This is a genomic window from Janthinobacterium violaceinigrum (assembly GCF_009208555.1).
Lineage (GTDB): Bacteria > Pseudomonadota > Gammaproteobacteria > Burkholderiales > Burkholderiaceae_D > Janthinobacterium > Janthinobacterium violaceinigrum.
Genome location: NZ_WFLI01000030.1, coordinates 1 through 22,139 on the forward strand (window position 1 = coordinate 1; position 22,139 = coordinate 22,139).

The 22,139-nt window shown below is 64.3% G+C and carries 20 protein-coding genes; 10 read left to right on the plus strand and 10 right to left on the minus strand.

From position 1 onward, the window contains the following. Nucleotides 1-297 (plus strand): hypothetical protein (locus tag GCN75_RS29270; RefSeq protein WP_226941506.1); only part of this gene is annotated, 297 nt, incomplete at its 5' end. 6 nt (nucleotides 298-303) lie between these two features. Here GCN75_RS29270 and GCN75_RS21260 read toward each other — a convergent pair. Further along, the gene (locus tag GCN75_RS21260) at nucleotides 304-1,449 is read right to left on the minus strand and encodes an MFS transporter (RefSeq protein WP_152284184.1); all 1,146 of its coding nucleotides are present in this window, start codon (nucleotides 1,447-1,449) and stop codon (nucleotides 304-306) included. A 283-nt stretch (nucleotides 1,450-1,732) separates the two neighbouring features. Here GCN75_RS21260 and GCN75_RS21265 point away from each other — a divergent pair, with 283 nt between their 5' ends. The 7 genes from GCN75_RS21265 (at nucleotide 1,733) to GCN75_RS21295 (ending at nucleotide 10,062) form a co-directional block, all read left to right on the plus strand. Further along, nucleotides 1,733-2,500, plus strand: a complete 768-nt coding sequence (locus GCN75_RS21265) for a gamma-glutamyl-gamma-aminobutyrate hydrolase family protein (RefSeq protein ID WP_152284185.1) — start codon at nucleotides 1,733-1,735, stop codon at nucleotides 2,498-2,500. 54 nt (nucleotides 2,501-2,554) lie between these two features. Next, a complete protein-coding gene (locus GCN75_RS21270; protein WP_152284186.1) occupies nucleotides 2,555-3,925 on the plus strand; it encodes a glutamine synthetase family protein in 1,371 nt (456 codons plus the stop codon). Between the two features lie 12 nt (nucleotides 3,926-3,937). Beyond that, nucleotides 3,938-5,398: an aspartate aminotransferase family protein gene (locus GCN75_RS21275; protein WP_152284187.1), complete on the plus strand. Its 1,461-nt coding sequence runs from the start codon at nucleotides 3,938-3,940 to the stop codon at nucleotides 5,396-5,398. Nucleotides 5,399-5,610: 212 nt separating this feature from the next. Continuing rightward, nucleotides 5,611-6,759 carry an ABC transporter ATP-binding protein gene (locus GCN75_RS21280; protein WP_152284188.1) on the plus strand — a complete coding sequence of 383 codons (1,149 nt, stop codon included), beginning with the start codon at nucleotides 5,611-5,613 and terminating at the stop codon, nucleotides 6,757-6,759. Between the two features lie 7 nt (nucleotides 6,760-6,766). Then, nucleotides 6,767-7,696: an ABC transporter permease subunit gene (locus GCN75_RS21285; RefSeq protein WP_152284189.1), complete on the plus strand. Its 930-nt coding sequence runs from the start codon at nucleotides 6,767-6,769 to the stop codon at nucleotides 7,694-7,696. Next, nucleotides 7,693-8,538: an ABC transporter permease gene (locus GCN75_RS21290; protein ID WP_152254920.1), complete on the plus strand. Its 846-nt coding sequence runs from the start codon at nucleotides 7,693-7,695 to the stop codon at nucleotides 8,536-8,538. Before GCN75_RS21285 ends, GCN75_RS21290 begins: the two co-directional genes overlap by 4 nt. Nucleotides 8,539-8,574: 36 nt before the next feature. Next, nucleotides 8,575-10,062, plus strand: a complete 1,488-nt coding sequence (locus GCN75_RS21295; protein WP_152284190.1) for an aldehyde dehydrogenase — start codon at nucleotides 8,575-8,577, stop codon at nucleotides 10,060-10,062. 105 nt (nucleotides 10,063-10,167) lie between these two features. Here GCN75_RS21295 and panB read toward each other — a convergent pair whose 3' ends face one another. From panB to GCN75_RS21325, 6 genes are all read right to left on the minus strand, one after another. Further along, the gene (gene panB, locus GCN75_RS21300) at nucleotides 10,168-11,043 is read right to left on the minus strand and encodes a 3-methyl-2-oxobutanoate hydroxymethyltransferase (protein WP_193317591.1); all 876 of its coding nucleotides are present in this window, start codon (nucleotides 11,041-11,043) and stop codon (nucleotides 10,168-10,170) included. Nucleotides 11,044-11,151: 108 nt separating this feature from the next. Continuing rightward, the gene (gene folK, locus GCN75_RS21305; protein ID WP_152284191.1) at nucleotides 11,152-11,640 is read right to left on the minus strand and encodes a 2-amino-4-hydroxy-6-hydroxymethyldihydropteridine diphosphokinase; all 489 of its coding nucleotides are present in this window, start codon (nucleotides 11,638-11,640) and stop codon (nucleotides 11,152-11,154) included. An 8-nt stretch (nucleotides 11,641-11,648) separates the two neighbouring features. Next, nucleotides 11,649-13,022, minus strand: a complete 1,374-nt coding sequence (gene pcnB, locus GCN75_RS21310; RefSeq protein ID WP_152284192.1) for a polynucleotide adenylyltransferase PcnB — start codon at nucleotides 13,020-13,022, stop codon at nucleotides 11,649-11,651. Beyond that, entirely contained in the window at nucleotides 13,015-13,686 is a 672-nt protein-coding gene (locus tag GCN75_RS21315) for a histidinol-phosphatase (RefSeq protein ID WP_152284238.1), read from the minus strand. The genes pcnB and GCN75_RS21315 overlap by 8 nt, the downstream gene beginning before the upstream one ends. Then, nucleotides 13,686-14,354: a DnaA regulatory inactivator Hda gene (hda, locus tag GCN75_RS21320; protein WP_058048421.1), complete on the minus strand. Its 669-nt coding sequence runs from the start codon at nucleotides 14,352-14,354 to the stop codon at nucleotides 13,686-13,688. Before hda ends, GCN75_RS21315 begins: the two co-directional genes overlap by 1 nt. Before the next feature lie 76 nt (nucleotides 14,355-14,430). Further along, on the minus strand, nucleotides 14,431-15,513 hold the full coding sequence (locus GCN75_RS21325) for an AI-2E family transporter (RefSeq protein WP_152284193.1): 1,083 nt from the start codon (nucleotides 15,511-15,513) through the stop codon (nucleotides 14,431-14,433). 187 nt (nucleotides 15,514-15,700) lie between these two features. On the opposite strand from GCN75_RS21325, the gene purM reads away from it, so the two are divergent. Next, on the plus strand, nucleotides 15,701-16,744 hold the full coding sequence (gene purM, locus GCN75_RS21330; protein ID WP_034788683.1) for a phosphoribosylformylglycinamidine cyclo-ligase: 1,044 nt from the start codon (nucleotides 15,701-15,703) through the stop codon (nucleotides 16,742-16,744). 64 nt (nucleotides 16,745-16,808) lie between these two features. Here purM and GCN75_RS21335 read toward each other — a convergent pair whose 3' ends face one another. Continuing rightward, nucleotides 16,809-18,140, minus strand: coding sequence for an MFS transporter (locus GCN75_RS21335; RefSeq protein ID WP_152284194.1), 1,332 nt, complete (start codon nucleotides 18,138-18,140; stop codon nucleotides 16,809-16,811). Between the two features lie 124 nt (nucleotides 18,141-18,264). After that, entirely contained in the window at nucleotides 18,265-19,881 is a 1,617-nt protein-coding gene (locus GCN75_RS21340; protein ID WP_152284195.1) for a GMC family oxidoreductase, read from the minus strand. 163 nt (nucleotides 19,882-20,044) lie between these two features. On the opposite strand from GCN75_RS21340, the gene GCN75_RS21345 reads away from it, so the two are divergent. After that, entirely contained in the window at nucleotides 20,045-20,893 is an 849-nt protein-coding gene (locus GCN75_RS21345; RefSeq protein ID WP_152284196.1) for an IclR family transcriptional regulator, read from the plus strand. On the opposite strand, the gene GCN75_RS21350 is transcribed toward GCN75_RS21345, so the two are convergent. Continuing rightward, nucleotides 20,890-22,116, minus strand: coding sequence for a 6-phosphofructokinase (locus tag GCN75_RS21350; RefSeq protein ID WP_152284197.1), 1,227 nt, complete (start codon nucleotides 22,114-22,116; stop codon nucleotides 20,890-20,892). The genes GCN75_RS21345 and GCN75_RS21350 overlap by 4 nt on opposite strands. Nucleotides 22,117-22,139 lie beyond the last annotated feature (23 nt).

Consider the following 22,139-nt stretch of genomic DNA (forward strand, 5'->3'; position numbering starts at 1 on the left):
CCCCCGCCGGCGCCTGCCGCGGCGATGGCGCAGCCCATGCAGGCCGAATCGAGCCTGCAGCGCCAGGCGCCCGCGCAACGGGCGCTGGCCATGCCCGCGCCCGTTGCGGCACGTACCGTCTCGCTGCCACCGCCGGCAAAACTGGATGCCTCCGTGTGGCTGGTGAAGATCGATGCCTTGCTCAAGGCAGGCGAAGGTGCGCTGGCGCAGGAGGAATGGGCCGCGTTCAGGCAGGCGTATCCCGATTATCCGGTGGCCGTGGAGTTGCGCCAGCGGCTGGAAAAAATCCAGAAATAGCGCAGGCTACACGATCCCCTTCCTGCGCTCCCACACGGCGCTGCCCACGAAAATGGCGGCGCACACCCACATCACGGCCGGCAAGGCATTCACGCCCACGGACTGCATCAGCACGCCCGTCAGCAGGGGACCGCCGCCGCTGGTGATGCCCCAGGTGGCATTGACGATGGCGCTGGCGCTGGTCAGCGACAGGCCCGTAAACCGCTCGCCGCAGGCCACCAGCGCCAGCATGTAGATGCCGCCCGCCGCCGCGCCCAGCAGCAACAGCAAGGTCCACCACAGCCACGGCGTGCCGACGGCGAACGGCAGCAGCGGCAGCAGCAGGCAGACGGCCACGCCGCAGCCGGCATGGACCCTGGCGCGGCCGAAGCGGTCGGCCATCCAGCCCAGCGCAAACTGCAGGCCCGTGTCGCCCACCAGCACCACGGTGGCCGACAGCAGGGCCAGGTCCGTGCCGATGCCGTGCTCCATCGCATACAGGGGCAGCAAGCTCAATGCCAGGGTATCGAACAGGGCGAAGAAGGCGGCGCCCAGCACGATCATCGGCATGCGCGGCAGGATCAAGGTCCACTTCACGCCATGCTCTTCCGGCTCCCTTTCCGGGCCGCTGTTCGAGATCAGCATCAGGCCCGGCACGGCCAGCAGGAACAGCAGGCCGCAGGCGGCGAAGCTCCAGCTGATCTTGTCGTTGAACAGGGCCACGAGGGCAGGGCCGATCAGCTGGAAAAACGTAAAGCTGGTGGTGTACATGGCCACCACGCGGCCCCGCGAATTGTCGGGCGCCAGGCGGTTGACCCACGCCTCGCCGATGGTAAACAGCACGCCCATGGCGCCGCCGAACAGGAAACGCAGCACGCTCCACGCCAGCAGGTGGTCGGTGAACTGCATGGCGACCGTCGCCAGCGACGCTACCCAGACGGCGCCCAGCATGGTGGCGCGCGCGCCGAAGCGCCCCACCCAGCCCGAGACGAACGGCGATGCGGCCAGGATGCCCAGGGCGCTGACGGCCGTGATCATGCCGATGATGTCCGTGCCCACGCCGCGCTGGTGCAGGGTCAGTGCGGTGAGCGGCATGGTGGCGCCCAGGCCCAGGCCCACCACACCGATGCTGACCACGAGGGCAGAGAAGTCGCGCCATGGCATGTGCTTCATGCTGGCCTCCGCATGGGAGAAAACAGGGTCTGGAGGGCGTGGAAGTGGTGTGGATGCATGTGAAAAAGGGCGACTTTGCCTGCGGTGCTGGTGTTTGGCGCCGGACGGGCATATGATGATTTTAATAAAGGCAATACTGCAAAGCCGTAGTGTAGGCGATGTGTGCCACCGCTGGCCACGCCCATCGGTGTGGCCGCTGCCTGCGGCTCTGCTGTACAGTGAAGCGAGCGGCAGCGCCGTCATGCGCTGTCATTGGATCGTCACGCCAGCGAGGTAGCACTCTATGCGCCGTCCCATCGTTCTCGTCCCCGCCTGCCAGCGCCAGCTCGGCAGCCACGTCTGGCACATGGCGCAGGACAAATACCTGCACGCCGTGCTGCACGGCGCCGGCTGCATGCCGCTGCTGCTGCCCGCTTTTGGAGTGGAGGCGGACCTGGAAGCGGCGCTGCATATCGCCGACGGTGTCATGCTGACCGGTTCCGCCTCGAACGTCGATGCGCGCCTGTATGGCGAAGACATCCTGCACCCCGACCTGCCGCAAGACCCCGCGCGCGACGCCACCACCTTGCCCCTGATCCGCGCCGCGCTGGCGCGCCAGCTGCCCTTGCTGGCCATCTGCCGCGGCTTCCAGGAAGTCAACGTGGCGCTGGGCGGCAGCCTGCACCAGGCCGTGCACGCGGTGCCGGGCATGCAGGACCACCGCGAAAACGTGCTCGATCCCTTGGCGCGCCAGTACGCGCCCGCGCACCGCATCAAGCTGATGCCCGAAGGCCTGCTGTCACGGCTGCTGGGCGGCGAGAGCGAAATGCTGGTCAATTCCCTGCATGGCCAGGGCATTGCCCGGCTGGCCGACGGCTTGCTGGTGGAAGCCCTGGCCGACGACGGCCTGGTGGAAGCCTATACGGTGGCCAGCGCCGCCGGTTTTACCCTGGCCGTGCAATGGCATCCGGAATGGCAGGTGGAAGACAACCCGCAGTCGATGCGCCTGTTCGATGCCTTCGGCCAGGCATGCCGCGATTACCGGGAGCAGCAGCACAGGAAGACAGGATGACAGGCGCGCCGCACGCAGTACGCGGCGTTTGATCAAGACCAGCGAGAGGGAAGCATGGCAATACGCGAAAATTTCACTTATACGGACATGGATTTGTGGCTCAATGAAAAGCGCGTCACGGAAATCGAATGCCTGGTGCCCGACCTGACAGGCGTGGCGCGGGGGAAGATCCTGCCGCGCGGGAAATTTACCCAGGAGCGCGGCATGCGCATCCCGGAAGCGGTGCTGGGCATGACGGTGACGGGCAATTATCCGGTCGACGACGGCGGCTATGACCGCGCCATTTCCAGCACCGACCGCGACATGATCTTGAAGGCCGATCCCACCACCATCACCATGGTGCCGTGGGCCACGGACCCCACCGCGCAAGTCATCCACGACTGCTATTTCGCCGACGGCATGCTGGTCGATTTCGCTCCCCGCTCCGTGCTGCGGCGCGTGCTGAAACTGTATGCGGACAAGGGCTGGAAACCCGTGGTGGCGCCGGAACTGGAGTTTTACCTGACGGCGAAAAACACGGACCCCGACCTGCCCTTGAAGCCGCCCATCGGGCGCAGCGGGCGGGCCGAGACGAGCCGCCAGGTGTACAGCATCGACGCCGTCAACGAGTTCGATCCCCTGTTCGAGGATATCTACGATTACTGCGAACTGATGAACCTTGACGTCGATACCCTGATCCACGAGATCGGCGCGGGACAGATGGAAATCAACTTCCTGCACGGCGATCCGCTGGGCCTGGCCGACAAGGTGTTTTTCTTCAAGCGCACCCTGCGCGAAGCGGCCCTGAAACACGATATGTATGCCACTTTCATGGCCAAGCCCATGGCGGGCGAGCCGGGTTCCGCCATGCACGTGCACCAGAGCGTCGTCGATGCGAAGACGGGCCTGAATATCTTCAGCAACGAGGACGGCTCGGCTGCGCCCATCTTCAAGCACTACATCGCGGGCCTGCAGCGCTACATGCCGTCGGCCATGGCCATCGTCGCGCCCTACGTGAATTCCTACCGCCGCATCGTGCGCCACACGGCCGCGCCCATCAACATCCAGTGGGGCCTGGATAACCGTACCGTGGGCTTCCGCGTGCCCGAGTCGGGCGTGCAGGACCGCCGCGTGGAAAACCGCATCATCGGCGCCGACGCCAATCCCTACCTGGCCCTGGCCGTGACCCTGGCTTGCGGCTACCTGGGCATGACGGAACAGCTGGAAGCGACGCCGATGATGGTGGGCAGCGCGTATGACCTGAAATTCGAGCTGCCGCAAGGCTTGCCCGAAGCGCTGCAACTGCTGCGCGCGGAAGACAAGCTGCGCACGGTGCTGGGCGAGCGCTTCATCGACGTGTATGCGGCCATCAAGGACCTCGAGCACCAGGAATTCATGACCGTCATCAGTCCGTGGGAGCGCGAACATCTGCTGCTCCACGTCTAGGAAAGGATCGCAATGAGCACAACAAACAATCCGCTGGCGCCCAGCGCCGCGCTGGTCGCCTCCGTGGCGCAGAAAAACGCGGTGCCGCAGGTGTACGACACGGCCGCCATCCAGCAGATGGACTCGGCCCACTACCTGCACCCGTTCACCAATTTCCAGGATCTCGCCAGCAAGGGTGCGCGCGTGATGGTGCGCGGAGACGGCGTCTACCTGTGGGATAGCCAGGGCAGGAAGATCGTCGACGGCATGTCGGGCCTGTGGTGCGTCAACGTGGGCTATGGCCGCACGTCGATCTCGCAAGCCGTGTACCGGCAGATGGAGACGCTGCCGTTCTATAACAGCTTCTTTGGCACGACCAACGTGCCGGCCGCGCAGCTGGCGGCCAAGCTGGCGCAAATCTCTCCGCCGCAGTTCCAGCACGTGTTCTTCACCAGTTCCGGCTCCGAGGGCAACGACACGAATCTGCGCATGGTGCGCCGCTACTGGGACATCCTTGGCCACAAGGAGCGCCACACCGTCATCAGCCGCCACAATGCGTATCACGGCAGCACGGTGGCGGGAGCTTCGCTGGGCGGCATGGATGGCATGCATGCGCAGGGCGGCTTGCCCATCCCCGGCATCGCGCATATCGGCCAGCCCAATTATCTGGAGGCTGGCCACGGATTGACTCCCGAAGAATTCGGTATCAAGGCGGCTTGCTGGCTGGAAGACAAGATCCTCGAAATCGGCGCCGGCAAGGTGGCCGCCTTCATCGGCGAACCGGTGCAGGGTGCCGGTGGCGTGATCATCCCGCCCTCGACCTACTGGCCCGAGATCCAGCGCATCTGTGACAAGTACGGCATTTTGCTTATCGCCGATGAAGTCATCTGCGGCTTCGGTCGCCTGGGGCGCTGGTTCGGCTCCGAGCTGTTCGGCATCAGGCCCGACCTGATCACGTTTGCCAAGGGCGTCACCTCGGGCTACGTGCCGCTGGGCGGCGTGCTGGTGGGCGACCGCGTCGCCAAGGTCCTGATCGAACAGGGCGGCGAATTCACGCACGGCTTCACGTATTCCGGCCACCCCGTCGCCTGCGCGGCCGCGCTGGAAAACATCCGCATCATCGAGGAAGAACAATTGGTGGCCAAGGTGGCCGACGATACGGGACCGTACCTGAAGCAGTGCTTCGCCAGTCTGGGCGAGCATCCGCTGGTGGGCTATGCGGACAGCTGCGGCCTGGTCGCGGGCCTGAACCTGGTGCGTCGGAAGGGCGCCACCGTGCATGACAACGAACTGTTCGACGAGGACCAGGGCGTGGGCATGATCTGCCGCGGCCACATGTTCGACAATGGCGTCATCATGCGCGCCGTGGGCGAGCGCATGATCGTCGCCCCGCCGCTGGTCATGACGCGCGCGCAGATCGACGAGATGGTGGGCCTGATCCGGGTGTGCCTGGACAAGACCCTTGCGGACGTGCAGGCGAAGGGCTGGGTGTAGCGTTGTACCCAAACGCAAGGGCCGGGGTCCTACCCTGAGGGTGCGACCCCGGGGGTTGCTCCTGGGCTGGTGTCGGTTTTTGCCCAATTTTGCCGCCATCTGCGCATTTTTTGGACCAGAATCGCGGCAGTTCCGCTAAACTTCCATCTTGGCCGCTACTATAGCGGCCAGTTTTTCATTTTGACACCCTCTTACCCAGAAGCTACCCACACATGACGATAGCAACACCTGCCGCGTCGGCCCGCGACGCCCAAGCGCCTTTTCTGCTGATTGATCAGCTGGTCAAGGAATTCGATGGCGTGCGCGCCGTCGATGCGATTTCCGTGACGATCAACAAGGGCGAGATTTTCGCCTTGCTGGGCAGTTCCGGTTGCGGCAAGTCGACCCTGCTGCGCATGCTGGCCGGCTTCGAGACGCCGACGTCGGGGCGCATCGCCCTGGCGGGCAACAGCATCGTCGATGTGCCGCCGCACCAGCGCCCCATCAACATGATGTTCCAGTCGTATGCGCTGTTCCCCCACCTGTCCGTGTGGGACAACATCGCCTTCGGCCTGCGCCGCGATGGCTTGCCGAAAGCGGAAGTGGCGGCGCGGGTCGAGCAGATGCTGGCGTTGGTGCAGCTGGGCCAATACGCGAAGCGCAAGCCGCACCAGCTGTCGGGCGGCCAGCAGCAGCGCGTGGCGCTGGCGCGCAGCCTGGCCAAGCGGCCGCAATTGCTGCTGCTCGACGAGCCGCTGGGCGCGCTGGATAAAAAACTGCGCGAGCGCACGCAGATGGAACTGGTGAACATCATCGAACAGGTGGGCGTCACCTGCGTGATGGTCACGCACGACCAGGACGAGGCCATGAGCATGGCCACGCGCATCGCCGTCATGAGCGAAGGGCGCATCCTGCAAGTGGGCGCGCCCGGCGAAATCTATGAAACGCCGAACTGCCGCTTCGTCGCCGACTTCATCGGCAGCGTCAACCTGTTCGATGGCCGCATCACGGAAGACGAACCCGATCACGTGATCATCGACACGCCCGACGGCCGCCAGTATGTCGCGCACGGCATCACGGGCAACCTGGGCATGGATGTTTCGGTGGCCGTGCGCCCCGAGAAAATCGGCATCCAGATCGACCCCCCCGCCCTGGAAGAGCGCGTGTCGCCGGCCGAACATGGCTACAACTGCGCCCAGGGCGTGATCGTCGCCATGGCGTACTTTGGCAATGAAACCAGCTACCACGTGCGCCTCGACAGCGGCACGGTGGTGAAAGTCTCGCGCACCAACGCGGCCCGCCACGATGTCTCGCGCCTCGAGCGCGAGCAGCGCGTGTGGGTATGGTGGGATGGCGCCGACATCGTCGTGCTGACCAGCTGAGGCCATCATGACGTCCCTCCTGCAATCGCTGCGCCACATCGTCACCCTGCGCTGGCTCACGGGCCGCAATGCCGTCATCGCCGTGCCTTCGCTGTTCCTGGCAGTCGCCTTCCTGGTGCCGTTCCTGATCGTGCTGCGCATCAGCCTGTCCGACATGGATACGGCGGGCAGCCCGTTCGGCGGCTTGCTGTCGTACGTCGACGGCATCGTCGTGTTGAAGGTGAAAGTCGCCAATTACCTGTTCATCGCCGCCGATGAACTGTATCTGCTCACCTATCTCAGTTCCATCAAGTACGCGGCCATTACCACGGCCATCTGCCTGTTTATCGGCTACCCGTTCGCCTACTTCATGGCGCGCGCCAAGCCGTCCATCCGCCCCGTGCTGATGATGCTGGTGATGCTGCCTTTCTGGACCTCGTTCCTGCTGCGCGTGTATGCGTGGAAGGGCATCCTGGCCAACCACGGCCTGCTCAACGACCTGCTGCTGGCGCTGGGCGTGGTGAGCGAACCGCTGCACATGATGAATACCTCGTTCTCGCTGGTCGTCGGCATGGTGTACGCCTACCTGCCGTTCATGATCCTGCCCCTGTACGCCAACCTGGTCAAAATGGACATGCGTTACCTGGAAGCGGCGGCCGACCTGGGCGCCACGCCCTTGCAGGCATTCTGGCGCATCACCGTGCCCCTGTCGAAGTCGGGCATCATCGCCGGCGCCATGCTGGTATTCATTCCATCCGTGGGCGAATACGTGATTCCCGAGCTGCTGGGCGGCCCGGAAACCCTGATGATCGGCCGGGTGCTGTGGGATGAATACTTCACGAACAACGACTGGGCCATGGCTTCGTCGGTGACGGTGCTGGTGATCCTGCTGATCCTCGTGCCGATGGCGATTTTTAACAAATACAAGACGGACCAGGACGCGGAGAAACAAGCATGAACGGACGTAATTTCCTGCAGCGCTGGTTCGGGCGGGGCTGGCTTTCGCTGGGCTATCTGTTCCTGTACCTGCCCATCATCGTACTGATCGTCTTCTCGTTCAACAGCTCGCGCCAGGACATGGTGTGGAGCGGTTTTTCGCTGCGCTGGTACAGCGAGTTGATGAGCGACACGGAAATCATCTCGGGCTTCGGTCTGTCCTTGAAGATCGCCTTCATGTCGGCGACGTCTTCCGTCATCCTCGGCACGTTTGCCGCCTTTGCGCTGACCAATTACCAGCGCTTCCGCGGCCGCACCCTGTTCTCGTCCATGGTCAGCGCGCCGCTGGTGATGCCGGAAGTGATCATCGGCTTGTCCTTGCTGCTGATGCTCGTGTCCATGCAAAAGGTCTTCGGCTTTCCCGAGCGGGGCGTGCTGACCATCTGGCTGGGCCACACGCTGCTGGGCATGGCGTATGCGGCCGTGGTGGTACAGTCGCGCCTGCAGGAGATGAGCAAGTCGCTGGCCGAAGCGGCCATGGACCTGGGCTGCCGCGCGCACCAGGTCTTCTTCCTCGTGACCCTGCCGAACATCACGCAAGCGCTTGCCTCGGCCTGGCTGCTGACGTTTACCCTGTCGCTCGACGACGTGGTGCTCTCCGCTTTCCTGTCCGGCCCCGGTTCGACGACCATGCCGCTGGTGATCTTCTCGCGCGCGCGCCTGGGGCTGGACCCGCGCGTGAACGCCATCGCCGCGCTGACCATCCTCGCTGTGACGATCGCCGTGATCGTGTATGCGGTGATGCTGGCGCGCGCCGACCGCAGACGCCGCAAGCAGATGTCTGCGGCGTATTCGGCGGACTAGGAGTAAGCTGGCGTCTTCACCTTTCAGGAGACGGCGATGACGGAAAACACCAGCTGGCATGCACGTGCCGCAGAGATCAAGATCGATGGCCGCGCCTTCATCGATGGCGAACGGATGGCGGCGAAGTCCGGCCAGACATTCGACAATCTGTCGCCCATCGATGGGCGCTCGCTGGGGCCGGTGGCGCGCTGCGATGGCGCGGACGTGGATGCGGCCGTGCAGGCGGCCCGCGCCGCCTTTGACGACCGCCGCTGGGCGGGCAAGTCGCCCGCGCAGCGCAAGCGGATACTGATCAAGTTTGCCGACCTGGTGCAGAAATACGGTCCCGAACTGGCCCTGCTGGAAACCCTGGACATGGGCAAGCCGATCAAATACAGCCAGAGCGTGGATGTGGGCGCCACGGCCAACTGCCTGCGCTGGTATGGCGAGGCGATCGACAAGATCTACGATGAAATTGCGCCCACGCCCGCCAACAGCCTGGCGCTGATCACGCGCGAACCGGTGGGCGTGGTCGCCGCCATCGTGCCGTGGAACTACCCGATGATCATGGCCGCCTGGAAGATCGCGCCCGCGCTCGCGGCCGGCAACAGCGTGATATTGAAACCGTCGGAAAAATCCCCGCTGACGGCCCTGCGGCTGGCCGACATCGCGCTGGAAGCGGGCGTGCCGAAAGGCGTCTTCAACGTGCTGCCCGGCTACGGCAACGAGGCGGGCGCCGCGCTGGCGCTGCACATGGATGTCGATTGCATCGGCTTTACGGGGTCCACGCGCACGGGGAAACTGATCGTGCAGATGGCGGGCCAGTCGAACCTGAAACGGGCCTGGACGGAACTGGGCGGCAAGTCCGCCAACATCGTCTGCGCCGATTGCCCGGACCTGGACAAGGCCGTGGCCACCGCCGTCGGCGCCATCTTCTTCAACCAGGGCGAAAGCTGCAACGCGCCGTCGCGCCTGTTCGTGGAAGAGTCGATCAAGGAAGAATTCCTGGCCAAGGCCCTGGCCATGCTGCCCCGCTTCCAGCCGGGCGACCCGCTCGACGAAGCCACCGTCATGGGCGCCATCGTCGACGCCACGCAGATGAAGACGGTCATGGGCTATATCGCGGCGGGCAAGAGCGAGGGCGCGCAGCTGCTGGGCGGCGGCGATGCCGTACGCACGGAGACGGGCGGCTACTATGTGCAGCCCACCGTCTTCGGCGTGGACGCCGGCATGACGATCGCGCGCGAAGAGATCTTCGGGCCCGTCTTGTCCGTGCTGGGCTTTACGGACATCGCCGAGGCGGTGAAACAGGCGAATGCCACGCCGTACGGCTTGCAGGCGGCCGTGTGGACCTCCGACATCAGCAAGGCCATCCAGACGGCACGCGCCCTGCGCGCCGGCACCGTGCACGTCAACCAGTACGACGGCGACGACATCACCGTGCCGTTCGGCGGCTACAAGCAGTCGGGCAACGGGCGCGACAAGTCCCTGCACGCGCTGGATAAATACACGGAGCTGAAGACGACGTGGATACAGGTGGGGTAGGTAAGCCGGAGCGGAGGACCGGGGGCAGACGGGGACGCCGAGTCCCTGAGGGTCTGACCCCGGCAGTCGGGGTTCTGCGAGCAGCCGCGAACCCCGATCAAACCATCAGAAGCAGTGTTCCAGCGCCGGGAAGCTGCCATCCTTGACGGCTTTCACGTAGCCGATGACGGCGTCGTCGATGCTGGCTGCGCCTTCCATGAAGTTGCGCACGAAGCGCGCCTTGCGGCCTGGGAACACGCCCAGCATGTCGTGCATGACGAGCACCTGGCCCGAGCAGTCGGGCCCGGCGCCGATGCCGATGGTCGGTATCGTCAGCATCTCGGTCACTTCCTTGCCCAGCTGCGAGGGCATCGCTTCCATCAGCACGATGGCGGCGCCCGCGTTTTGCAGCGTCAGCGCGTCGTTCTTCAGCTCCGTGGCGCTTTCCGTGCTCTTGCCCTGCACTTTATAGCCGCCCAGCTGGTGCACGAATTGCGGCGTCAGGCCGATGTGGGCGCAGATGGGGATGCCGCGCTCGGTGAGGAAGCGGACGATGTCGGCCAGCCAGGCGCCGCCCTCGATCTTGATCATGTGCGCGCCAGCCTGCATCAGGATGACGGCATTCGCGTACGCCGTCTCGGGCGTGGCATAGGCGCCGAACGGCAGGTCGGCGAGGATCATGGCCGACTTGCTGCCGCGCGCCACGGCAGCCGTGTGGTAGGCCAGTTCGGCCACGGTGACGGGCAGGGTGGAGTTGTGGCCGTTGCAGACCATGCCGAGCGAATCACCGATCAGCAGGATCTCGACGCCGCAGCGGTCCATCAGCGACGCGAAGCTGGCGTCATAGCAGGTCAGCATGGTGATCTTCTCGCCGGCGGCGCGCAGCGTGGCCAGCGTATGGATGGTCACGGCCTTGTTGGCGACAGGCTTGGATGGCGCCGGCGCCGGTGCGGCGGCCTTGTCTTTGGCGGCCAGATCTGTTCCTTGCAAATAAGCGGACATAGGTATTCTCTAGAGTGAAAGGGGGTGATGCGATTGCGACGCCGCTAGTGTAGTACTTTATGCGGCGCGCTGCAGGAGCGGCATTGTAGAGGATGCGAGCGAAACGGCTCAGAGCTGGCTGATGGCCTGGCCGGCCACGGCTGCCAGGTAGTCCTGCGCGGGCCCCAGGCCGGGCACGGCGATGGCGGGCGCCAGGGCCAGCAGCGGCACCAGCACGAAGGCGCGCTCGGTGAGGCGCGGATGCGGCACCGTCAGGGTGGCGCTGGCGATCTGCTCGTTGCCGTACAGCAGCAAGTCCAGGTCCAGCGTGCGCGGGGCGTTGCGGTAAGGCCGCTCGCGCCCATGCGCCGCCTCGATGGCGTGCAGGGCTTGCAGCAGCTCCTCTGCCGGCAGGGTGGTCGCGATGCGCGCCACGGCATTGATGTAGTCGTCGCCGCTCGAATCGATGGGCGCCGTGCGGTAGCTGGCCGAGGCCTCCAGCAGGCTGGCGCCGGGCAGGCGCGCCAGGCGCGCCAGCGCATCCTGCACGTTGGCGCGCGCGTCGCCCAGATTCGCGCCGATGCCGATGTAAGCGATAACTTGCGTTGCTGTCTGCATGGCTGCGTTTACTCGCCGCTGGTGCTGCCGCTGGTCGAGCCGCCCGTGCCCGTCTTGCTGCGCGTGCTGCGGCGTGGCGGACGCTTCTTCTTGACGGCGCCCGGCGCGGCATTGGCGCTGACGAGCAGCGCTTCGCGCGTTTCCTCGTCGCCTTCGTAGAAGGCCGTCCACCATTCGCCGATGTCCATGTCGATCTCGCCCGAGGCGCAGCGCAGCAGCAGGAAGTCGTAGCCGGCGCGGAAGCGCAGGTGTTCCAGCAGCTTGTACGGGGCCTTGCCGACCCTGCGCTCGAAGCGCGGCTGCATCGACCAGATGTCGCGCATGTCGGAGCCGATCTTGCGCTGCAAGGCCAGTTTTTCCGTCTGCGAATCGAGCACGTCGTCGGCCGCCAGGTGCAGCGCGGGGATGGTCGACTCGCCGGCGGCGCGGTAGGCCGTCCATTTTTCCAGCACCTGGTGCCACAGCAGCGAGGCAAACAAAAAGCCCGGCGAGACGGTCTTGCCGGCGGCGATGCGGGCATCCGTGGCGTCCAGCGCCAGGGTGACGAATTTCGCGCCCAGCGGCTGCTCCAGCACCACGTCGAGCAGCGGCAGCAGGCCGTGATGCAAGCCTTCCTTGCGCAGCTGCTGCAGGCAGGCCAGCGCGTGGCCGCTCATCAGCAGTTTCAGCATTTCGTCGAACACGCGCGGCGCGGGCACGTTGTTGATCAGCGGCGCCATGACGGGGATCGGCGCGGCGGTGGCCGGCTCGATGGTGAATTTCAGCTTGGCGGCAAAGCGCACCACGCGCAGCATGCGCACGGGGTCTTCGCGGTAGCGCTCTTCGGGCTTGCCGATCATGCGCAAGGTCTGGGCGCGGATGTCTTCCACGCCGCCATGGTAGTCCAGCACTTCCTGCGTGGCCGGGTTGTAGTACATGGCGTTGATGGTGAAGTCGCGGCGCAGGGCATCCTCGTGCTGCAAGCCGAAGGTATTGTCGCGCAGGACGCGGCCATGTTCATCCTTGGGCGCCGAGTCGGCGCCGGCGCCGCGGAAGGTCGTCACTTCCAGCAGATCCTGGCCGAACATCACGTGCACGATCTGGAAGCGCTTGCCGATGATGAAGGCGCGGCGAAACAGTCGCTTGACCTGTTCCGGCGTGGCGTTGGTGGCGATGTCGAAGTCCTTGGGTTTGACGCCCAGCAGCAGGTCGCGCACGGCGCCGCCGACGACGAAGGCTTCGAAGCCCGCTTCCTGCAGGCTGCTGGTGACGCGGATGGCATTCGACGACACCAGTTTCGGGTCGATTCCGTGTTGCGCAGGACCGAGCACCACGGGTGCCGTGGTGTCGCGCGCTGCCTCTTTTTTAACGCCGAGGATCTTGCGGATGAATTTTTTAATCATTGAATAAGTGGAGTGATGGCCAGCCGTGGAGGGATGCGTGTGCGCTCAAAGCGGTGTTGGGATTGGTCGCGACAGGGTGGGTAACGACGGACAGCAAGGGAATATCGTTGTGTGAATCGCTGTAAAAATAGCTGCGCTCGAACTGTCCCAGCTCCTTGCCCATCTTTTCCAGCCAGGCATGGGTGTGGGTCAGCTTGCCCGCGCCCAGGGTCGGCGTGCCCAGCAGCTTGCCCGTGACATTGCCCTCGGCGTCATATTCGGGCATGGCGGCCAGCAGGTGCTCGACGCCCAGCGCATCGGCGATGGGCTTGGTGATGAAATGGTTGGTGGCCGTGACGATGGCCAGCAGGTCGCCCGCGTCCTGGTGCTGTTTCAGCAGGGCCACGACTTCGGGGCGGATGGCCGGCAAGACCACTTCGGCCATGAATTGCTTGTGCAGCGCTTCCAGGCGTTCGCGCGGGAACTGCGCCAGGGTGCCCAGGGAAAACTCCAGGTATTCCACGGGGTCCAGGGTGCCGGCCTGGTATTGCGCGAAAAATTCGTCGTTGCGGCGGGTGAATTCGGCGGCGTCCACGGCACCGATGCGTACCAGGAATTCGCCCCACTCGTGATCCGAGTCGATGGGCAGCAGGGTGTGGTCGAGGTCAAACAGGGCCAGATTCATCATTCTTTCGCTTCCGCCTGCAGCAACTCGCGCAATAAAGGCAAGGTGATCGGGCGTTGGGTTTCCAGGGAGTAGAGGTCGAGAGAGTCCAGCATCGTCGACAGCGAACGCATGTCGCGCCGGAAATGGGACAGCAGATAGGGTAACACGCCCGGCGATAAGGTCAAGCCGCGGGTGGTGGCCGCCTGGGTCAGGGCGGCGATTTTTTCATCGTCCGTCAAGCCGTGGATTTGATAGATCAGGCCCCAGCCCATGCGCGTGCGCAAGTCTTCGCGCACGGGCAGCACGGCCGGCGGCACGGCGCCGCTGCACACCATGAACGCCTTGTTGGCGCGGATTTCATTGAACAGGGCAAAGGCGTCGATCTGCGCCAGCGGCGACAGCTTTTCGCAGTCGTCGAGCAGGTACAGATCCACGTCAGGCGAATACACGAATTCGGACTCGATCGAGAATGGCGAAATGTAGCGCGCGCGCTCGGTGCTGGCCAGGGCCTTGAGCAGATGGCTCTTGCCGGCAGCCAGTTCGCCCCACAGGTAGGCAAAATGTTCGCGCGAGGTACGCGCGGCGAACTGGCGCATCAGCTGCGCCACTTCGGCATTCTGTCCCACCTCGAAGGTATCGAGGCTGTGCGCCTGGTCTGTGCCTAAATCGAGCACCAGTTGTTTCATGGCGTACGCCTTGTCCTGTTTTTCATTACTGCATGTGCATCGTGGTATTGCTAGGTTGATATGATATCCGCTTTTATTAGGTATTATAGAAGCTGCTGGAGAGGTAGTGGCGTCTTAGATGCTTAAAAGCGACCATCAGGACGGCAGAAGCAGGCAAAGCCAGCAGAACGCCGACGAAACCAAACAGTTGTCCGAAGGCCAATAAGGCGAAGATCACGGCCAGCGGATTCAAGCCGATGCGCTCGCCCACCAGGCGCGGCGTGAGGAAAAAGCCCTCGATGACCTGGCCGCAGCCATAGATGACGGCCACGGCGATCACGCCGCTCCAGTCGGCAAACTGCAGCAGGGCGGCGATCAGCGCCAGCATCAGTCCCAGGCCGAAGCCCAGGTAGGGAATAAACACCAGCAAGCCCGTGATGATGCCCACAGGCAATGCCACTTCGAAGCCGGCGATGGCCAGCGCCACCGAGTAGTACGTGGCCAGCACCAGCATGACGAGCAGCTGGCCGCGCAGGTATTGCGCCAGCAGGGTGTCGACTTCCTGCGCCATGCCCACCGTGCGGCCCACCCAGCGGCGCGGCACGGCGCCGGCGATGCGCGCCAGCATCGGGTGCCAGTCCAGCAACAGGTAGAACAGCACCACGGGGATCAGCACGACGGTGGCCAGCCAGCCCAGCACGGCCGTGCCGCCGATGCGGGCCGAGGCCAGCACGGTGCTCCAGATTTCATCGCCGCTGGTGGCCATCTGCTGGCTCAGCATGCGCTTGATGCCCGTGCCGTCCAGGCGCACGCGGATGCCCAGGTCGCGCAGTTTGGGCGCCAGGAATTCGTTGGCCTTGCTGAGAAACTGGGGAATCTGCGCCTGCAGCAGGGGGATTTCCTTCTGCAGCACGGGCACGACGATCAGCACCAGCGCCGTAATCGAGAGGAAAAACAACACTACGACGATGAGCACGGCCAGGGGGCGGGGCAGGTAAAAACGTTTGTAGTGCAGCCGCTGCAGGCGGTCCACGCCGGGATTGAGCACGTAGGCGAGGATGGCGGCGGCCAGGAAGGGCGTCAGGATGGGGCCCAGGCTGACGAGCAACAGCAAAAATGCCAGCCAGACCGCGATCCAAAATGCTGTTTGCTTCTGTTCGGCGGTGATCGGAAATGGCATGGAGTTGTGTTGTTGCGTTAAAAAAAGGCAGTTAATTACGAAATCGCGGGGGCAGTTTGATAAAATAGCGTCTTGATCGACCGAATTCACCGGCTGGCCGCCTGTCGCAGGATGTCAAAAACATCCGTGCGCGCGCGTGCTGGCGGGTATCCGCCTTCTATTTTACCGCCTCCGCTGCCACCACACCATGAACCAGACTTCTAATGTTTCCCTTTCCTACCGTGACGCTGGCGTCGATATCGACGCAGGCGACGCTTTAGTCGAAGCAATCAAGCCGTTTGCCAAGCGCACCCTGCGCGAAGGCGTGATGGGCGGCCTGGGCGGTTTTGGCGCCATGTTTGAAATCAGCAAGAAGTACAAGGAGCCGGTGCTGGTCTCGGGCACCGACGGCGTGGGCACCAAATTGCGCCTGGCGTTCGAACTGAACCGCCATGACACGGTCGGCATCGACCTGGTCGCCATGAGCGTCAACGACATCCTGGTGCAAGGCGCCGAGCCCCTGTTCTTCCTCGACTACTTCGCTTGCGGCAAGCTGGACGTGGCCATCGCCACCGACGTCATCAAGGGCATTGCCCAGGGTTGCGAACAAGCCGGTTGCGCGCTGATCGGCGGCGAAACGGCGGAAATGCCGAGCATGTACCCGGCCGGCGAATACGACTTGGCAGGTTTTGCCGTGGGTGCCGTGGAAAAATCGAAAATCATCGACGGCACCAAGATCGCCCCGGGCGATGTGGTGCTGGGCCTGGCCTCGTCGGGCGTGCACTCGAACGGCTATTCGCTGGTGCGCAAGATCATCGAAGTGGCCAAGCCGGACCTGGAAGGCGACTTCCACGGCCGCAAGCTGGCCGACGTGCTGATGCAGCCGACGCGCATCTACGTCAAGCCGCTGCTGGCGCTGATGGATGCCATGGAAGTCAAGGGCATGGTGCACATCACCGGCGGCGGCCTGGTGGAAAACATCCCGCGCGTGCTGCAGCCAGGCCTGGTGGCCGAGCTGGACTCGAAGGCATGGACCATGCCGCCGCTGTTCACGTGGCTGCAACAGCATGGCGGCGTGGCTGACGCCGAAATGCACCGCGTCTTCAACTGCGGCATCGGCATGACCGTCATCGTCTCGCAGGAAAATGCGGACGCCGCCATCGCCCAGCTGCAAGCGGCGGGCGAAACCGTCTCGCGCATCGGCACCATCCGCGCCCGCGTGGGCGACGAGCACCAGACCATCGTCATCTAAGTTGTCGTTCGCATGAAAAAGGCAGGCACTCGCAAGAGGCCTGCCTTTTTTTACGTGCCTGCGCCTACCTTGCGTGCGCCGGCTTCATGCCTCCTTCCGGTTGCGCGCCGCCTTTGCCGATCATGGCCACGCTGACGGCCGAGACAAGGGACGCGAACAGGATGTAGCCGACGATGTGCCACGGTTCGCCATTGCCCGTCTTCAGCAGGTAGGTGGCGATGATGGGCGTCAGGCCGCTGGCGAAGATGCCGGAGAACTGGTACACGAAGGAGATGCCCGTGTAGCGCACCTTGGCGTCGAACAGGTCGCAGAACAGGGCCGCTTCCGGGCCGTACACGGCCGAATACAGCACGCCCAGGGGGATGATCACGGAACACCACAGCAGCAGCGGATTGTCGGCGTGGTTCAGCATGATCCAGAAGGCGGGAATCGACGACACGCCCGTGATCAGCGAACCCCAGAAAAATACCTTGCTGCGGCCGATGCGGTCCGACAGGCGGCCGAAGAACGGGATGCAGAAGCACATCACGACGGCCGACGCCATCACGCCCATCAGCGCTTCCGTGCGGGCGATCTTGATGGTGTTGGTCAGGTAGGTGATGGAAAACACGCCGAAGATATTGAAGAACACGCCGTCGATATAGCGCGCGCCCATGCCTTTCAAGACGTTGCCCGGATAGCGTTTCAAGAGGTCGAAGAACGGGATCTGCGTCTCCGCGTTCTTTTCCTTGACGGCCTGGAATTCCGGCGTTTCCATCACGTTCAAACGTATCCACATGCCGATGAAGACGAGGGCCGCCGACAGGATGAAGGCCACGCGCCAGCCCCAGGACAGGAACTGCGCGTCCGTCAGGCTGTACGACAGGATCGCTACCACGCCGGAAGCGAGGCACAGGCCGATGGCCAGGCCGATCTGCGGCAGGCTCGCATAGAAGCCGCGCTCCTTCGGCGGCGCATATTCATACGCCATCAGCACGGCGCCGCCCCATTCGCCGCCCAGGCCGATGCCCTGCAGCACGCGCAGGAACAGCAGCAAGCCTGGCGCCCAGTAGCCGATATGGTCGTAGGTGGGCAGCACGCCGATCAGGAAGGTGGAAATGCCCATGATCATCAGGGTCATGACCAGCATGCTCTTGCGGCCGATCTTGTCGCCGAAGTGGCCGAAGATCACGCCGCCGATGGGACGCGACAAGAAGCCCACGGCAAAGGTGCCATAGGCCAGCATGGTCGAAACGAGCGGATCGCCGCCCGGGAAATACAGTTTGCTGAACACGATGCCGGCCACCACGCCGTATAAAAAGAAGTCGTACCACTCGATGGTGGCGCCGATCACGCTGGCCATCACGACTTTCCGTAGCTCTTTGGCCTTTTTCGGATTGCGCGGATTGTTATCCATAATATCTAGTCTCCAATCGATATCGATTATGTGTTTTTTGATGCTGGGCTGCTTGCCGAGTCATTGGAGGCGGGCCGCTCTGCCCGCCGTTGGCATCCTCCTTGCTGGGAATGGAACGGGTGGGTCAGGCCGCCTGCGGCAGGCGCACGGCGTCCGCCAGGATCATGTCGGCCGCTTTTTCGGCGATCATGATGGTGGGCGCATTCGTATTGCCCGAGACGATTTCCGGCATGATCGACGCATCGACCACGCGCAGGTTCTGCAAGCCATGCACGCGCAGGCGGTCGTCGACGACGGCCATGGCGTCGTGGCCCATCTTGCAGGTGCCGCTGGGGTGGTAGATGGACTGGCTGAAACGGCGCGCCGCGTCCAGCAGCTGCGCATCCGTCTCGAACTGCGGGCCGGGCACGAACTCGGAAATGATGTGCGGCGCCAGCGATGGCGCGGCGGCGATGCGGCGCGCCACGCGCAGGGCGGCAATCGCCGTCTGCTGGTCGCGGGGATCGGACAGGTAGTTCGGGTAGATGCCCGGGTAGGCGAGGGGATCGCTGGATTTGATCGACACGTGGCCGCGGCTGTGCGGGCGCAGCTGGCACACGGACGAGGTGAACGCGGAAAACGGATGCGCGCCTTCGCCCGGCTTGTCGGCGCTCAGCGGCTGCATGTGGAACTGGATGTCGGGCCGCGTGACTTCGGGCGAAGACCTGGTAAATACCGTCACCTGGCTCGCTGCCAAGGTGAGGGGGCCGGAGCGGGAAAACACATATTGGATGCCCACCCACAGCTTGCCCCACAGGCTGTTGACTTCATCGTTCAGGGTTTTCAGGCGCGTCTTGAAGACCAGGCGGATCTGCAGGTGGTCTTGCAGGTTCTGCCCCACGCCGGGCAAGTCGTGCACGAGCGGCACGCCCACGTCCGCCAGCAGGGCGCGCGGGCCCACGCCCGAGCATTGCAGGATCTGCGGCGAGCCGATGGCGCCCGCGCATAAAATCACTTCGCCGCCGGCACGCGCCTGGCGCAGCTGGCCATCCTGCCTGTACTCGATGCCGACGGCGCGCTTGCCCTCGAACAGCACGCGCGTGATCTGCGCGCGCACTTCCACGCGCAGGTTGGCGCGCTTGCGGGCCGGACGCAAGAAGGCTTTCGCTGTGCTCCAGCGCAAGCCCTTGCTGGCCGTCTGCTGGAAGTAGCCCACGCCTTCCTGCGTGGCGCCGTTGTAATCGGCATTGAAGGGGATGCCGCTTTCCGTGGCGCCCGCAATAAAATGTTCGGCGATGGGACGGCGCAGGCGCAGGTCCGACACTTTCAATGGACCGCCCACGCCGTGGTAATCGCTGGCGCCCCGTTCCTGGTCTTCCGATTTCTTGAAATAGGGCAGCACCTCGGCATAGCTCCAGCCTGCATTGCCCAGCTCGGCCCAGCGGTCGTAATCCTCTTTCTGGCCCCGCACGTACAGCAAGCCGTTGAGCGAGCTGGAGCCGCCCAGCACCTTGCCGCGCGGCCATTGCAACTGGCGTCCGGCGATGCCGGCGTCCGCCTCCGTGCGGTAGCACCAGTCCAGGTTCGGGTCGTGCATGGTCTTGAAATAGCCGACCGGCACGTGTATCCAGGGATTGTTGTCCTTGCCGCCCGCTTCCAGCAGCAGCACCTGGTTGCCGCTGTCGTGCGACAGGCGGTTGGCCAGCACGCAGCCGGCCGAACCGGCACCGACAACGATGTAATCGTAGTGTGTTTGCAACATTGCTCTTGTCTCCTGCGTTGCGGTATCGAGCCGCCTCGGCGGGCGTTTTTTGCGATACACTGGTCTTTATTGATTATTTTTGGAACATCTGGTTCCATTTATAAAAGACGTGCAGCACCGGGACAAGCGGAAACCACCGCATACGCGAGAGGTGAAACAGAACATGCATGATGCGTTTCAAAAACGGCCGGCCGAGGCCGAAGAGAGTGGTGCGGCGGGTGGACAGGCAGGCGCCGCTGCCGCGGCCAGTCATGGCGACGAGGCGCGGGGCTTGCGCGTGCTGCGCCTGATCGAGCACCTGGCCAGCGCCAGCCAGCCCCTGACCCTGTCGCAGCTGGCCGCGCGCATGCAGGTGCCCAAGGCCAGCATGATGCGTTTGCTCGATACCCTGGAACAGCATGGCTATGTGCTGCGCACGCCCGTGGGACGCGGCTATGTGCCCGGCGCCGCGTCCACCAACCTCGCGCTGGCCACCCTGCGCAACAATGCCCTGATCCGCGTGAGCCGCAGCATCCTGGGCACCCTGGTGGCGGCCACGGGCGAGACGTGCAATCTCGCCATTCCCGAGGGCAATGCGATCGTGTACGTGGACCGGGTGGAAACCCAGGAACCGCTGCGATTGCACCTGGTGCTGGGCACGCGCGCGCCCATGCATTGCACGGCCAGCGGCAAGCTCTTCCTGGCGCACATGACGTTACTGGAGCGGCGCGAATTGCTGGCCATGCTGACCCTGCAGGCGCGCACGCCGAAAAGCATCACGGACCCCGTGCTGCTCGAGCGCGAGATCGTGCGCATCGCCCGCCTGGGCATCGGCATCGATGACGAGGAATTCGTGCACGGCATGGTGGCCGTGGCCGTGCCCATCTGCGCGGCCGACGGGCGCATCGTGGCGGCCGTGGCCTGCCACGCGCCCGTGGCGCGCAAATCCGTGGAACAGTTGCTGCAGCACGTGCCGCAGCTGAAGGAGGCGGCCGTGAAACTGCGGCCGCTATTGCTGGCGGAAAGCCACTAAGGCTTCAAGACTTTCGCTACCTTGGCGGCGCGCAGGCGGAAGGCGTCCGGCATGCCGGAACCGAGCAGCGGACGCAGATACAGGCGGAAGGCATCCGTCACATCCGTGCCGCTGGCGCTGATGAACTCATCTTCCATGGTGCGCGTCTTGCCCGCCACATCGGAAAGGGGCAGCAACTCGTAATCGACGGAATAAAAGCCCGTGCGCTTGATGGCGACGGAACCGTCGCGCTCGCCCCACATGGCGAACTGCACGGCCTTTTCGCCCACTTCCCTCGCTTCGCGCTGGTCCACGTCGGAGACGCAGCCGATGAAGGAGCGCTGCAGATAGCCGAAGGTATCGCCGCGCACGCGCTTGATGCCCAGCTTGGCCTTGATCTCGTCGCACAGCAGGTCGGCCAGCGCGCCCGTGCCCGACAACTGCACGTTGCCGTGCGCATCGCGTTCCACCTCATTGCCTACCTGTTTGGCCAGCAGGCTGGCGATCGGTTCGCCCGACGCATCGTGGATGCCTTCCGACACGGCGATCACGCAGCGGCCATATTTTGCATACGTGGCTTGTACGTCGGCGAGGAAGTTCTCCAACACGAAGACGCGCTCGGGCAGGTAGATCAAATGTGGGCCGTCGTCGGGGAACTTCTTGCCCAGCGCCGAGGCGGCCGTCAGAAAGCCCGCGTGGCGGCCCATCACCACGCCCACGTAGACGCCAGGCAACGCCGCGTTGTCGAGGTTGGCGCCCGCGAACGCCTGCGCGACGAAGCGCGCGGCCGAGGGAAAGCCCGGCGTGTGGTCGCTGCCCACCAGGTCGTTGTCGATGGTTTTCGGGATGTGGATGCAGCGCAGCGGATAGCCGGCCTTGTGCGCTTCCTCGCTGACGATGCGCACCGTGTCGGACGAGTCATTGCCGCCGATGTAAAAGAAGTGTTCGATCTCGTGCGCGCGCAGCACTTCGAAGATTTGCTGGCAGTAGGCGATGTCCGGCTTGTCGCGCGTGGAGCCCAGCGCCGAGGACGGCGTGGCGGCCACCAGCTCCAGGTTGTGGCTGGTTTCCTGCGTCAGGTCGACGAACTCTTCATTGATGATGCCGCGCACGCCGTGCAGCGCGCCATACACGCGCGTGACGTGCTGGAAGCGCCGCGATTCGAGCACCACGCCCACCAGCGACTGGTTGATGACGGCGGTGGGACCGCCTCCCTGGGCGACAAGAATTTTTCCAGACGGCATGGGATTTCCTCGTAAATGGAACG

Excerpts from the sequence above, each read along its gene's own strand:
- GCN75_RS21260 (WP_152284184.1), bottom strand. The coding sequence starts at position 1,449 with ATGAAGCACATGCCATGGCGCGACTTCTCTGCCCTCGTGGTCAGCATC.
- GCN75_RS21265 (WP_152284185.1), top strand. The coding sequence starts at position 1,733 with ATGCGCCGTCCCATCGTTCTCGTCCCCGCCTGCCAGCGCCAGCTCGGC.
- GCN75_RS21270 (WP_152284186.1), top strand. The coding sequence starts at position 2,555 with ATGGCAATACGCGAAAATTTCACTTATACGGACATGGATTTGTGGCTC.
- GCN75_RS21275 (WP_152284187.1), top strand. The coding sequence starts at position 3,938 with ATGAGCACAACAAACAATCCGCTGGCGCCCAGCGCCGCGCTGGTCGCC.
- GCN75_RS21280 (WP_152284188.1), top strand. The coding sequence starts at position 5,611 with ATGACGATAGCAACACCTGCCGCGTCGGCCCGCGACGCCCAAGCGCCT.
- GCN75_RS21285 (WP_152284189.1), top strand. The coding sequence starts at position 6,767 with ATGACGTCCCTCCTGCAATCGCTGCGCCACATCGTCACCCTGCGCTGG.
- GCN75_RS21290 (WP_152254920.1), top strand. The coding sequence starts at position 7,693 with ATGAACGGACGTAATTTCCTGCAGCGCTGGTTCGGGCGGGGCTGGCTT.
- GCN75_RS21295 (WP_152284190.1), top strand. The coding sequence starts at position 8,575 with ATGACGGAAAACACCAGCTGGCATGCACGTGCCGCAGAGATCAAGATC.
- panB (WP_193317591.1), bottom strand. The coding sequence starts at position 11,043 with ATGTCCGCTTATTTGCAAGGAACAGATCTGGCCGCCAAAGACAAGGCC.
- folK (WP_152284191.1), bottom strand. The coding sequence starts at position 11,640 with ATGCAGACAGCAACGCAAGTTATCGCTTACATCGGCATCGGCGCGAAT.
- pcnB (WP_152284192.1), bottom strand. The coding sequence starts at position 13,022 with ATGATTAAAAAATTCATCCGCAAGATCCTCGGCGTTAAAAAAGAGGCA.
- GCN75_RS21315 (WP_152284238.1), bottom strand. The coding sequence starts at position 13,686 with ATGAATCTGGCCCTGTTTGACCTCGACCACACCCTGCTGCCCATCGAC.
- hda (WP_058048421.1), bottom strand. The coding sequence starts at position 14,354 with ATGAAACAACTGGTGCTCGATTTAGGCACAGACCAGGCGCACAGCCTC.
- GCN75_RS21325 (WP_152284193.1), bottom strand. The coding sequence starts at position 15,513 with ATGCCATTTCCGATCACCGCCGAACAGAAGCAAACAGCATTTTGGATC.
- purM (WP_034788683.1), top strand. The coding sequence starts at position 15,701 with ATGAACCAGACTTCTAATGTTTCCCTTTCCTACCGTGACGCTGGCGTC.
- GCN75_RS21335 (WP_152284194.1), bottom strand. The coding sequence starts at position 18,140 with ATGGATAACAATCCGCGCAATCCGAAAAAGGCCAAAGAGCTACGGAAA.
- GCN75_RS21340 (WP_152284195.1), bottom strand. The coding sequence starts at position 19,881 with ATGTTGCAAACACACTACGATTACATCGTTGTCGGTGCCGGTTCGGCC.
- GCN75_RS21345 (WP_152284196.1), top strand. The coding sequence starts at position 20,045 with ATGCATGATGCGTTTCAAAAACGGCCGGCCGAGGCCGAAGAGAGTGGT.
- GCN75_RS21350 (WP_152284197.1), bottom strand. The coding sequence starts at position 22,116 with ATGCCGTCTGGAAAAATTCTTGTCGCCCAGGGAGGCGGTCCCACCGCC.